The following is a 12,255-nucleotide window of genomic DNA, read 5'->3' as shown; positions in this document are numbered from 1 at the left end:
GATCTCCTGCCTGATCGGCGGCTCGGTGTCCAGAAGTACCCGTATCCGGTGACGAAGGGCTTTGAAACGCTATCTTGAAACGGGTAGATGGAAGAGCGCATCCGGCTGGTCCCGGTATAGCGGCACAGAGGAGGGGTCGATGTTACGCACCATACTGACCGCGGCGCTGGCGATCATGGCCGCTCCGGCCCTCGCCAACGATTCCGTCGCCGAACTCGGCACCGGCGGCCTGATCCTGTCGCGCAGCGATGCCGTCGCCATGCAAAGCGAGGACCTTTTCATCTCGCCGGAGAAAGTCACGGTCGACTATGTCTTCCGCAACAACACCGACAAGGATGTCAGCTCCATCGTGGCATTCCCGATGCCCGACATCGAAGGCGATCCCAACGAGATGCCGGCGATCCCGGAGGCGCAGAGCGACAATTTCCTCGGCTTCGAGGTGACGATTGACGGCGTCGACGCGAAGCCTCAGCTTGAGCAACGGGCGTTTGCGCTGGGCATCGACATCACTGCCGACCTCAAGGCCCAGAGCGTGCCGCTCTATCCGTTCGGCGATGCTGCCAAGGCGGCGCTGGCGAAACTGCCCAAGGATGTCACCAAGGACTGGGAAGACCGCGGCATCATCATCGAGGATACGGCCGATGACGGTTCGGGCATGCAGACCGCCTATGTGCCCTTCTGGCAATTGCGCTCGACCTATTGGTGGCGTTCGACCTTCCCGGCCAACAAGGAAGTTCATGTCTCGCATCGCTATAAGCCAAGCGTCGGCGGCACCTCCTCGGTCAGCTTCTTCTCCGATGGCCAGTTCCAGAGCCCGCAATACGAGACTTACAAGACCCGCTACTGCATGGATCAGACGTTCGAGAACGTGGTGCGCAAGGCGGCCAAGGCGAATCCGGACGGTTATCCAAAATATTACGAGAGCCGGATCGCCTACGTCCTCACCACGGGGGGCAACTGGGCCTCCGGCACCATCGGCAATTTCAAGCTGACGATCGACAAGGGCAGCCCCAAAAACCTCGTCTCCTTCTGCGGCGACAATGTCAAAAAGGTCGGACCGACGACATTCGAGATCACCGCGAAAGATTTTATCCCGAGCGCGACATCGACATCCTGCTGCTCGAGCCGTCCGACAATGGCGGGAACGGCGGCTGATGGATATCGCGATCTATGTCGCCATCGCCGAAAACGGCGTGATCGGCCGCGAGGGCGGCCTGCCGTGGCGGCTTTCCACCGATCTCAAGCGCTTCAAGGCCGACACGATGGGCAAGCCGATCATCATGGGCCGCAAGACCTATGAGGGCATCGGCCGGCCGCTGCCCGGCCGGCTCAACATCGTGGTGACGCGCGACAAGGCCTGGCGCGCCGAAGGCATCGAGGTCGCCCATTCGCTGAGTGATGCGATCGCGCTGGCCAAGGTGCGCGGCCGCTGCATGGCGGGAGCGGAGGAGATCTGCGTGGTCGGTGGCGGCGAGATCTATGCCCAGGCCTTGCCGCTGGCGGACCGGCTGCATGTGACGCATGTGCTGGCCAGCGTCGATGGCGACGCGCATTTCTCTCCGATCGACCCGAGCATCTGGCAAATCGTCAGCGCCGAGGATTTCCCCGCCGGCGAGAAAGACAGCCACGCCACGCGTTATACGGTTTACGAGCGCCGACGCGACGATCGTTGACGACGACAAAGGGTCGCTACCGATCCAAATCGCATGGGGACGATGGCCCATCGCGTTGAAAGCGGATCGACGCGTCCCTATAGAAGAACGGTGTTGCAGCGGTCCGCGTCCAACCGGACGCACAAGAGGTTGCCGTAATACTTTGATTTTGGCGCCTGATTCCGTTTCGAAAACCGATATGGGTTTTCTGGGTCTTGCGTTAGGATTGCGCCGCAAGGCCTGAGCGAACCGAAGCGAAAGGACATTCATGCCCTGGAACGACAAGAGCGGCGGCGGCGGCCCATGGGGCGGCGGCGGCAATCAGGGACCCTGGGGGCAGGGACCGAAAGGGCCAAGCGGACCGCAGGGTTCCCCGCCCGATCTAGAGGACATCATCCGCCGTGGCCAGGACAGGCTGCGGCGCGCGCTTCCGGGCGGCGGCGGCGCCAGCCCGGCGGTGCTCGGGCTCATCGCTCTGGCGCTCGTCGTGCTGTGGGCCTTCAAGGCGATCTATACCGTGCAGCCGGACGAGGTCGCCGTCGAGTTGCGCTTCGGCCAGCCGAAGACCGAGCTGTCCCAGCCGGGCCTGCATTTTCACTGGTGGCCGATCGAAACGGTCGAAACCGCCAAGATATCCGAGCAGCTCGTCAGCATCGGCGGCGGCGCGAGCAGCGGCTCCGGGCTGATGCTCTCGGGCGACCAGAACATCGTCAACGTTCAGTTCTCGGTGGCATACCAGGTTTCCGATCCCAAAGCTTACCTGTTCGACGTCTCCGATCCCGACGGTATGCTGGCGCAGGTCGCCGAGAGCGCGATGCGCGAAGTCGTCGGCCGGCGCCCGGCGCAGGATATTTTCCGCGACGATCGCCAGGGCATCGCAACCGCGGTGCGCGAGATCATCCAGGGCACGCTCGACGGCTACAAGACCGGTCTCCAGGTGAACGCGGTCTCGATCGAGGACGCCGCACCGCCGCGCGAGGTCGCCGATGCGTTCGACGAAGTGCAGCGCGCCGAGCAGGACGAGGACAAGTTCGTCGAGCAGGCCAACCAGTATTCCAACCAGAAGCTCGGGCAGGCGCGTGGCCAAGCGGCGCAGATCCGCGAAGACGCGGCCGCCTACAAGAACCGGGTCGTTCAGGAGGCGGAAGGCGAGGCGCAGCGCTTCATCTCCGTCTACAACGAATATGCCAAGGCGCCCGACGTCACGCGCAAGCGCCTTTATCTCGAAACCATGGAGAGGATCCTGAAGGACTCGAACAAGGTCGTCGTCGAGCCGGGCAACGGTCAGGGCGTGCTGCCTTACTTGCCGCTGCCGGCATTGCAGCCGAAAGCGCCGCCGTCGCCCCTGGGCGCCACTACGGGAGGTAACCAGTGATGGCCAACCGTCTTCCCATCATCGCCGTCATCGCGGCTGTCCTCCTGTTCCTGCTCTATTCCTCGGTGTTCGTGGTCAATGCCGGCCAGCAGGCGATCGTGCTGCGGTTCGGCGAGATCATCGACGTCAAGAACGAGCCCGGCATCTACTTCAAGGCGCCGTTCGCCTTCTTCGACGCCGACAGCGTGCAGATGGTCGAGAAGCGCGTGATGCGCTTCGACCTCGACAACATCCGCGTCCAGGTCTCGGGCGGCAAGTTCTACGAGGTCGATGCCTTCATCGCTTACCGGATCTCGGATCCACGCACGTTCCGCGCGGCTGTGTCCGGCCAGGTGGAATTGGCCGAAGCCCGCCTGAGGACGCGCCTCGACGCGGCGCTGCGCCGTGTCTACGGCCTGCGCGACTTTGAGGCAGCTCTTTCGGAAGAGCGCGGCAACATGATGCGCGAGGTGCGCGATCAGCTTCGCCCCGACGCGACCTCGCTCGGCCTCGATATCGAGGATGTGCGCATCCGCCGGACCGACCTGACGGCGGAGGTCTCGCAGCAGACCTATGACCGCATGAAGGCCGAGCGTCTGGCTGAAGCCGAGCGCCTGAGGGCGCGCGGCAACGAGGCGGCGCAGCGCATCAGGGCGCGGGCCGACCGCGAGGTCGTCGAGATCGTCGCCGAGGCGCAGAAGGAATCGGAAATCCTGCGCGGTGAGGGCGAGGCGCAGCGCAGCGCGACCTTCGCGGACGCCTATAAGCGGGATCCCGCCTTCTTCGACTTCTATCGCTCGATGAACGCCTACGGCACGGCGCTGGACAACACGGGAACGACGATGGTGCTCTCGCCCGAGTCCGAGTTCTTCCGCTACTTCCGCGATCCTGGCAGCAAGCCCGGCCCGGCCCCTTCCGCGCCACCGGCCGCGCCTGCGACGGCTCCCGCCGCGCCTGCGACCCAACCCGGCACCGCCCAGTAGCGGGCGGTGCAGGATTTTCTGGCGGCAATCGGCCTGGTCCTGGTGATCGAAGGGCTGGTCTATGGCGGGTTTCCGGCTTTGGCCCGGAAGCTCGCGGCCGAGGTGCTGTCGATGCCGGAAAATGTGCTGCGGATCGGCGGGCTGGTTGCGATCGCCGTCGGTGTCGGCATCGTCTGGCTCGTCCGCGGCTTATGATATTCCTTGGTGCCGTAGCGATTGACGATTTATCTTGCGCCGATAGCTATAGCCGCAAACGTGCCGTATTTCTTGCCAACATGAACCGGACAGGCGCCTTTGCGGATGCGCCTTTCCTTTTCAGAACCACCTGGAGGCCATGATGATATCCGACACCCTGTTGCGCGCGGCGCGGCGTATGGTCTTCGCCGGCGCCACCGCATTCGCGGTCGGCATTGTTGCCGTTCCGTCCTTCGTCACGCCGACGGTCGCCTCCGACGGACCGTCCTCGGTCGCCGATCTCGCCGAGCGCCTGCTCGGCGCGGTGGTCAACATCTCGACCTCGCAGACGGTGAAGGGCACGGAAGGACCGGGCGCGGTGCCGATGCCGCAACTGCCCGAGGGCTCGCCATTCCAGGATTTCTTCGACGATTTTTTCAAGAACCGCGGCGGCGACAAGGGCGGTGGCGGGCAGAAAGTGCAGTCGCTCGGCTCCGGCTTCGTCATCGACGCCGAGCAGGGCATCGTGGTGACCAACAACCATGTCATCGCCGATGCCGACGACATCGAGGTCAACTTCTCCGACGGTATCACGCTGAAGGCGACGCTTGTCGGCACCGACACCAAGACCGACGTCGCGGTGCTGAAGGTCGACCCCAAGGGCCACAAGCTGACGGCGGTGAAATTTGGCGATTCCACCAAGATGCGAGTCGGCGACTGGGTGATGGCGATCGGCAACCCATTCGGCCTGGGCGGCACGGTGACGGTCGGCATCGTCTCGGCGCGCAACCGCGACATCAATTCCGGTCCCTATGACGATTTCATCCAGACCGACGCCGCCATCAACCGCGGCAATTCCGGCGGTCCGCTGTTCAACGCCGCCGGCGAGGTCATTGGCATCAACACGGCGATCATCTCGCCGTCGGGCGGCTCGATCGGCATTGGTTTCTCCATCCCCTCGCAGCTTGCAGCCGGCGTCGTCGACCAGCTGCGCCAGTATGGCGAGACGCGGCGCGGCTGGCTGGGCGTTCGCATCCAGCCGGTGACGGACGACATCGCCGAGAGCCTCGGCATGGCCACCGCCAAGGGAGCGCTGGTCGCCGGCGTCATCAAGGGCGGGCCGGTCGACAATGGCACGGTCCAGGCCGGCGACGTCATCATCAAGTTCGACGGCAAGGATATCCATGAGATGCGCGACCTGCCGCGCGTCGTGGCGGAAAGCCCGGTCGGCAAGGCGGTCGATGTCGTCATCGTGCGCAAGGGCGTCGAGCAGACGGTCAAGGTGACGCTCGGCCGGCTCGAGGATGGCGAGAAACTGGCCAGCGGCGAAAACGGCAGCACCGATCAGGGCAATGGCGACAAGGCAACGCCTCCGGTGTCGACGGCCTCGGTGCTCGGCATGACGGTCGGCGAGCTCAACGACCAGACGCGGCAGAAGTTCAGCATCGCGGCCGACGTGTCCGGCGTGGTCGTCACCGATGTCGCCAAGGATTCGCCCGCGGCGGAGCGCGGCATCCAGCCCGGCGAGGTGATCACCGAGATCGCGCAGGAATCGGTCGGCACGCCGAAGGACGTGATGGACCGGATCGGAGCGCTTAAGGAGCAGGGCCGCAAGAACGCGCTCCTGATGCTGGCGTCGAAGACCGGGGAACTGCGTTTCGTGACGATCCGGATGGATTGAGTCCGGATCGTTCAGCAAGCGATTGATGTTTCAATGAATAGGGCGGCTAGCGAGCCGCCCTTTTTCGTGCCTGCCATGCCTCGCGCGACAGCCTGTACATGACATGACGCTTGAGATGCGGGTGGCTGTCTGGGACGCTGGGGTGATCGAAGTCGGCACCGGGATCGGCTCGCATGCCGAGCCGCTTCATGACGGCGACCGAACGATGGTTGTCCGCGACCGCGAACGATACGATCTCGTCCACGCCAAGCGTTTCGAAACCGAAGGCGAGCCAGGCTCCCGCTGCCTCGGTGACATAGCCCTTGCCCCAGAATTCGGGCGCCAGCCGCCAGCCGATCTCAATCGTGCCGGGCGCCAGCACGTCGATGTCTTCCGTTCCGGACAAGCCGACGAAGCCGACGCATTCGCCGGTCGCGGCAATCTCGGCCGCGGCGAAGCCATATCCATCCTCATCGATCCAGGCGCGGACTTCGTCCATCTTGGCGTCAGCCGCGGCGCGGTCGCGGCGGAACGGGAAGAATTCCATCACGCGCTCATCGGAGTTGATGCGGTGGAAAAGCGCGCGGTCGCGATCCTCCCAGTTGCGCAGGATCAGGCGCTCGATGCGGATCGGCTTCATTCCACAAACTCATCCCGGCGGTAGCCCTGGAGATAGAGCAGCGCGGTCAGGTCGCCATGATCGATGCGAATGCGTGCCTGCTCGGCCACCGCCGGCTTGGCGTGCAGCGCGACGCCGGTGCCGGCAAGACGGATCATGTCGAGATCGTTGGCGCCGTCGCCGACCGCGATGGCATCCTCTGTTGTCAGCGCGAGCCTCGCGGCAATGTCCAGCAGCGCTTCGGCCTTCGCGGCGCGCCCGAGGATGGGCTCGGTCACCATGCCGGCGAATCTGCCGTCTTCCTCGATCAGCCGGTTGGCCCGGTTTTCCTGGAATCCCAGCATGGCGGCGATGCGGCTGGTGAAGACGTCGAAGCCGCCGGAGACCAGCGCAGTCCAGGCGCCGTTGGCACGCATCGTCTGCACCAATGCGCGGCCGCCGGCGGCGAGCGTCAGCCGATTGGCGATGATGCGGTCGACCACCGCCGTGTCCAGGCCTTTCAGCAAGGCGACGCGTTCCCGCAAGGCCGGCTCGAAGGCGATCTCGCCATTCATCGAGCGCGCAGTGATCGCCGCTACATGGTCCTTGACGCCAATCTCGTCGGCAAGCTCGTCGATGCACTCCTGATCGATCATCGTCGAATCCATGTCGGCGAGCAGGATCTTCTTGCGCCTGCCTTCGGCGGGCTGGACGACGACATCGACCGGCTCGGAAGCCAGTGCGGCGCGCAGATTGGCGGTCATTTCGCCGATATCCGGCGTCTGCGGCAGGACGAGGTCGCAGGCGACGTCTTCAGCCAGCCAACGGACAGCGCTTGCGCCGGCAGCCTGCAAGGCCATATTCGCAAGGGAGGCGGGCACGGCGCGGGCTTCTGGACGGGACACTAGAGTGGCGATCAGCGGCATTGAACATTCCGGCAGGCAGGCGGGCGAAGGCCGCGTCAAGAACGCGATCCTGATAGCCGGGCCTACGGCCAGCGGCAAGTCGGCGCTGGCGCTCGATCTTGCCGAACTCAAGGGCGGGGTCATCGTCAACACCGATTCCATGCAGGGCTATTCGGTGCTTGACGCCTTGACCGCGCGACCGACCGCCGCCGAAACGGCACGCGTGCCGCATTTCCTCTATGGCCATGTGCATCCCTCCACGGCCTATTCCACCGGCGCCTGGCTGCGCGACGTGACGAAGCTGATTGACGATGGCGTCCTGTCGGGCCGTCCGGTTGTTTTCGTCGGCGGCACCGGGCTCTATTTCCGCGCGCTGGCTGAAGGCATCTCGGATATGCCGGACATTCCACCGGCGGTGCGTGAGCGCTGGCGCTACGAGCTCAAGGAGCAAGGAGCCGAAAGACTGCATCGCCTGCTGATGCATGAGGATTCAACCATGGCCATGCAACTCAGGCCGACGGACGGTCAGCGGATCGTGCGGGCGCTCGAAGTGCTCGATGCTTCGGGACGTTCCCTCCTGGAGTGGCAGGCGGCGCGCGGCCGTCCGCTGATCGACCGCGACAGCGCTCGTTTCCTGGTGATCGAGCCGGACCGGGCGCAACTGGTCCGGCGCATCGAGGCGCGTTTCGACCAGATGCTCGACAAGGGCGCGCTGGACGAAGTGCGGCAGCTTACGGCGCTTGGGCTCGACCCGGACCTGCCGGCGATGAAGGCGATCGGGGTGCGCGAGCTGCAGGCGGCGATGGCCGGACAGTGCGGCTTTCCCGAGGCGATCGAGCGAGCCAAGATCGCGACTCGGCAGTATGCCAAGCGCCAATCGACCTGGTTCAGGCACCAACTGGGCGCGGAGTGGCGCAGGCTGCGACCGGACGATCAACCGGCAGTTCGCGACTGACAAAAAGGCTTTTTCAATCAGCGCCTTAAAATCCTTTGTTCTAATTCTCTCCAGGGTTGTCCGGGTTAACGGTCCGTAAGGTCCGCTATGGCATAAGCTCAGGGGTTACAGTGGCGCGGGGAGTAGATGCGTTTCCACAAGGCGGAATCCGCTTTTTTCGTCTTTATTTTCGTGATCCTGGCCGCTGGCCTGGTGACCTTCCATGCCTTTGGTCAGTTACAGGACATCGCCTCGGACCTCGATGCCGCATCGCGTGTCGACAAAATCGTCTATCTGAACAAATTGCTTTTCGTCACTGGCGCGCTGCTGGCGACCGCGCTGTTCTTCGGCACTTTCTTCATCTACCCGCTGATCCGCGGCCAGGTGCGGGAAGAGGGCAAGCTCAGGGCCATGACGGTCTCGCTCAGCGCCCGTTCGCAGACGCTCGAGCAGGCGGCGCTCACCGACGGTCTGACCGGCATGCAGAACCGCCGCTATTTCGACGATGCGCTGCGTGAATATCTCCATGAATTCCGTCGTATCGACAGGCCGGTCGGGCTGATGATCCTCGATCTCGATCACTTCAAACAGGTCAACGACACACATGGTCATGATGTCGGCGACGAGGTGCTGCGGGCCGTAGCCACCTGCCTGCGGGGCATGACGCGCTATCACGACGTGGTGGCGCGGCTGGGCGGCGAGGAGTTCGCCGTCGTCACCCCCAACATGGATGTCGAGCTGCTTGCCCGGTTCGCCGAACGCATCCGCAAGGCGATCGCCAACCTGTCGATCCTGTCGGGCAATGTGCGGCTCAAGGTCACGACCAGCGTCGGCCTTGCCGTGTGGGACCATAAGGAGAGCGCGGAGGATTTCTACCGTCGCGCCGACCGTCAGCTCTATGAGGCGAAGAAGCAGGGCCGCAACCGCGTCTGCGCCTAAAATTCCGACATGAATTCATGGGGCCGGTCGACTGACGCGCCTTTCTCGACTTCCGGTGCTCACGGACTGAATGTCCGCTCCGCTCCGGCTTCTCGAAAGCCACGCCATTCGATCCGGCCTGATGAATTCCTGTTCGGAATTTGGCTGTGCTTGCGAGGTTGGTTGTTCAGTCGTTCAACTGCGTATGCCGAAGGTCGAGGGCTTCAGGCCGTAGCGGGTGTCGAAGTCGTCGTCGGGCTGAGGGCGGGGGGCGGCTGTGGCCGGCTTCTTATAGTCCGGGTCGCCGGCCTGCCGGGCCGAGTCGACGGTCTCGGCGAAGGCCATGGCCTGCTGCGGCTTCGGTACGTTGCGGAGCCGCTCGACGATCATGGCCAGGTCGACATCGCTGCCGTCCACGGAGGGCTCGACCTGCTCCCTTTTCGCGGTTCCGGGGATGAACTCCTGCGCCAGCTTCTCGAATTTCAACCGCATGGTGGTCGCGACGCCTTCGCCGAAGGCGATAGCTTCGCGCTGCCCCATCGAGGACAGGAACGCGAGCGTGGAGGCCGAGGAGTCGGCGATCGCCGAGCGGATGATTGCCTGGTCCTGCTCGTTGGCAAGACGCATGGCGAAGAAGGTCGAGCACTGCGACAGGATGGTCGGGTCGAGCTCGCCCGGGCGCTGGGTGACGACACCCAGATAGCAGCCATATTTGCGGCCTTCCTTGGCGATGCGCGACAGCGCATGCCTGGTCGGCGCGAAGCCGAGGCGCGGATCGGCCGGCATGTAGCGGTGCGCTTCCTCGCAAAGCAGGAGCAACCGCAGCCGGCCCTCGCTCCACAAGGCCAGGTCGAAGGCAAGGCGGGCCAGCACCGAGCAGACCGAGTTGACCACTTCCGAAGGCATGCCCGCCATCTCGAAGCAGGTGACCGGGCGGCCGTGGTTGGGGACACGGAAAATATTGCCGATCGTCTCGTGGATCGTGTCCTCGATCAGCCGGGAACTGAACATGAAGCGGTAACGCGGATCGGCGGCCGCCGATTCGATGCGCGTCTTCAGCGACTTCAGGACCGGGCGATCGTTCTTGCTTTCGAGCATGCCCATGCGCTCGTCGATCTGCTTGATGAGATCGGCGATGCGGTAAGGCACCGGCGTATCCGCCGTCAGCGCATCGCTGCCGCGTCTGACATAGCTGCCGGAACTGGGGTTGCGATAGAGGTTCTTGGCCGCCGGGATCAGGTCGCGCAGGACATCCACTTCCTCGGGCACCGTCTCGCGACCGCGAAACAGCACTTCGGCGAATTCCTCCAGCCTGAACATCCAGAATGGCAGGTCAAGCGTCTTGGAATCGACCTTGACGCAATATTCCGGCAGCGAGGCCGCGAACTCGTTGTGCGGGTCGAGGATGAGCACGCGCAGGTCGGGCCGCGCCTCGATCGATTTGCGCAAGAGCAGCGAGACAGCCGTGGACTTGCCGACGCCGGTGGTGCCGACGATGGCGAAATGGCGCGCCAGCGTGTCGTCGATGGCGATGTTGGCATCGATGGATTCATCCTGCGACAGCGTGCCGATGGTGACCGAATGGCGTCCGGCCAGATCGTAGACCGCCTGCAGGTCGCGACTGCGGATACGGTGGGCGATGGCGCCGATATGCGGATAGGCGGTGATGCCGCGGTCGAAGACCGGCTTGGCGCCGGGCTCTGCGCCGTCGCGCACTTCGCCGATCAATTCGATGCTGACCTCGATCGGGTTCTGGCCCTCATTGCTCCAGGCGCGGTCCGATTTGCCGATCTCATAGACAAGGCCGACCGTGCGCGTCGTGCCAAGATTGATGGAGATCATCTTGCCGACCGTCCATTGGCCGGTGACCGTGCCGTCGGCATCCTCGGCGTAGGCGCTGATGGTGGCGCGCGCGCCGTCGCATTGCACGACATTGCCGAGAATGCGTTTGTCGCTTTGCAGGGCGTTGCGGCGCTCCTGCGAAATCGGTTCGCCAACGGAGGCTTCGCGTTCGACAAACATGACTGACCTGGTCCCATTCCCTGGAGCGTCGACCCTATCCAGGCGGGGTTAAATTGAGGTGAGGTCGAATGGTGTAGACGGTGTTAAGCCGGTCGCGACAATTCGATCGAATAGCCTCTTCCCGGATTTTGCAATTCCGATATATTGGACGAATGAACGATATATCGGATGACATCACTGCCACGATCGGCCGGCGGATACATTCCGAACGGACGGTAAGGGGCTGGTCGCTGGCCGAATTGGCCGAGCGCTCGGACGTGTCCAAAGCGATGCTGAGCGCCATCGAACGCGGCACGACCAGTCCGACCGCGGCGCTCCTGGTGCGCATCGCGGCCGCCTTCGGCATGACACTGTCGACGCTGATCGCGCGGGCCGAGCTGCAAGGCGGCGGCGTTTCGCGCAGAGACGAGCAGCCGGTGTGGCAGGATCCGGCAACCGGCTACATCCGGCGGCATCTGTCGCCGGCATCGCAGATGCCGCTGGAATTGATCAGGGTCAGCCTGCCGGCGGGCGCCAAGGTCAGCCTACCGGCAGCCTCCTACGCTTTCATCAAGCAGCAGATATGGCTGATCGACGGAAGGCTGGATTTCACCGAGGGTGATGTGGTGCACCGGCTCGAGCCCGGCGACTGCCTGGCGCTGGGGGCGCCGGCGGATTGCGTCTTTCATGCTCCCGGACCGGCTGCCGCGGAGTATCTCGTGGCGCTGGTCAGGGACTGATCTGAATGCCTAGGGGACCAAACCGCTCGCACAATGGCGGGCCGCCGCTCGACGATTATGAAGGCCCGCCCTGGGGCAACGGCGACGCTTACGTCTTCCTCGCCTGGCGCGCCGCACACGACAAGGCCTGGAAGGCGCCAAGCCAGGCCGTCATGCTGATGCGGCTGGAGAGAGCCGAGCGGCTCGGGCTGACCTATGAGGAATATACGCTCGAGATCCTGGAGCGCGGTCGCCATCTCAGCGCGGACGACGCCGACCGGATCGCCGAAATCCGGCGGGCGCGGCGGCGCAGGCGGAGCAGCCATTTCGAATGACCTTTCCCGATGTCGCATCGCC

12 protein-coding genes and 1 pseudogene are annotated in these 12,255 nt (G+C 64.3%); 10 read left to right on the top strand and 3 right to left on the bottom strand.

Translation table 11 applies throughout. The features are described from left to right. Positions 1–139: 139 nt before the first annotated feature. The 6 genes and pseudogenes from EJ068_RS03745 (at position 140) to EJ068_RS03720 (ending at position 5,844) form a co-directional block, all read left to right on the top strand. Positions 140–1,155: pseudogene (locus tag EJ068_RS03745) on the top strand (DUF4424 domain-containing protein). Further along, positions 1,155–1,673, top strand: a complete 519-nt coding sequence (locus tag EJ068_RS03740) for a dihydrofolate reductase (RefSeq protein WP_127251559.1) — start codon at positions 1,155–1,157, stop codon at positions 1,671–1,673. Before EJ068_RS03745 ends, EJ068_RS03740 begins: the two are co-directional and overlap by 1 nt. A 247-nt stretch (positions 1,674–1,920) precedes the next feature. Beyond that, on the top strand, positions 1,921–3,027 hold the full coding sequence (gene hflK, locus EJ068_RS03735) for an FtsH protease activity modulator HflK (protein ID WP_127251560.1): 1,107 nt from the start codon (positions 1,921–1,923) through the stop codon (positions 3,025–3,027). Further along, positions 3,027–3,989, top strand: coding sequence for a protease modulator HflC (locus EJ068_RS03730; protein ID WP_127251561.1), 963 nt, complete (start codon positions 3,027–3,029; stop codon positions 3,987–3,989). The genes hflK and EJ068_RS03730 overlap by 1 nt, the downstream gene beginning before the upstream one ends. Before the next feature lie 6 nt (positions 3,990–3,995). After that, the gene (locus EJ068_RS03725) at positions 3,996–4,184 is read left to right on the top strand and encodes a DUF2065 family protein (protein WP_127251562.1); all 189 of its coding nucleotides are present in this window, start codon (positions 3,996–3,998) and stop codon (positions 4,182–4,184) included. A gap of 142 nt (positions 4,185–4,326) precedes the next feature. Then, complete coding sequence (locus tag EJ068_RS03720) at positions 4,327–5,844, top strand: DegQ family serine endoprotease (protein ID WP_127251563.1); 1,518 nt, start codon at positions 4,327–4,329, stop codon at positions 5,842–5,844. Positions 5,845–5,890: 46 nt separating this feature from the next. On the opposite strand, the gene EJ068_RS03715 is transcribed toward EJ068_RS03720, so the two are convergent. Together EJ068_RS03715 and serB are read right to left on the bottom strand one after the other, a co-directional pair. After that, positions 5,891–6,463 (bottom strand): GNAT family N-acetyltransferase, encoded by a 573-nt coding sequence (locus tag EJ068_RS03715; RefSeq protein WP_127251564.1) that lies wholly within the window; start codon positions 6,461–6,463, stop codon positions 5,891–5,893. Beyond that, positions 6,460–7,347 (bottom strand): phosphoserine phosphatase SerB, encoded by an 888-nt coding sequence (gene serB / locus EJ068_RS03710; protein WP_127251565.1) that lies wholly within the window; start codon positions 7,345–7,347, stop codon positions 6,460–6,462. Before serB ends, EJ068_RS03715 begins: the two co-directional genes overlap by 4 nt. Between serB and miaA the strand changes: the two genes are divergently transcribed. Beyond that, positions 7,337–8,281, top strand: a complete 945-nt coding sequence (miaA, locus tag EJ068_RS03705) for a tRNA (adenosine(37)-N6)-dimethylallyltransferase MiaA (protein ID WP_127251575.1) — start codon at positions 7,337–7,339, stop codon at positions 8,279–8,281. The two genes, serB and miaA, sit on opposite strands and share 11 nt — an antisense overlap. A 126-nt stretch (positions 8,282–8,407) precedes the next feature. Then, the gene (locus tag EJ068_RS03700; RefSeq protein ID WP_126082055.1) at positions 8,408–9,199 is read left to right on the top strand and encodes a GGDEF domain-containing protein; all 792 of its coding nucleotides are present in this window, start codon (positions 8,408–8,410) and stop codon (positions 9,197–9,199) included. 174 nt (positions 9,200–9,373) lie between these two features. Here EJ068_RS03700 and EJ068_RS03695 read toward each other — a convergent pair whose 3' ends face one another. Next, on the bottom strand, positions 9,374–11,200 hold the full coding sequence (locus EJ068_RS03695; protein WP_127251566.1) for an ATP-binding protein: 1,827 nt from the start codon (positions 11,198–11,200) through the stop codon (positions 9,374–9,376). Positions 11,201–11,352: 152 nt separating this feature from the next. Between EJ068_RS03695 and EJ068_RS03690 the strand changes: the two genes are divergently transcribed. Both EJ068_RS03690 and EJ068_RS03685 read left to right on the top strand, forming a co-directional pair. Further along, positions 11,353–11,919 (top strand): XRE family transcriptional regulator, encoded by a 567-nt coding sequence (locus EJ068_RS03690; RefSeq protein ID WP_127251567.1) that lies wholly within the window; start codon positions 11,353–11,355, stop codon positions 11,917–11,919. Positions 11,920–11,924: 5 nt separating this feature from the next. Next, the gene (locus EJ068_RS03685) at positions 11,925–12,233 is read left to right on the top strand and encodes a hypothetical protein (RefSeq protein WP_127251568.1); all 309 of its coding nucleotides are present in this window, start codon (positions 11,925–11,927) and stop codon (positions 12,231–12,233) included. The last annotated feature ends 22 nt before the right edge of the window (positions 12,234–12,255 follow it).

It is taken from the genome of Mesorhizobium sp. M2A.F.Ca.ET.043.02.1.1, from assembly GCF_003952405.1.
GTDB lineage: Bacteria > Pseudomonadota > Alphaproteobacteria > Rhizobiales > Rhizobiaceae > Mesorhizobium.
This window is presented reverse-complemented; position numbering and strand designations above follow the sequence as displayed.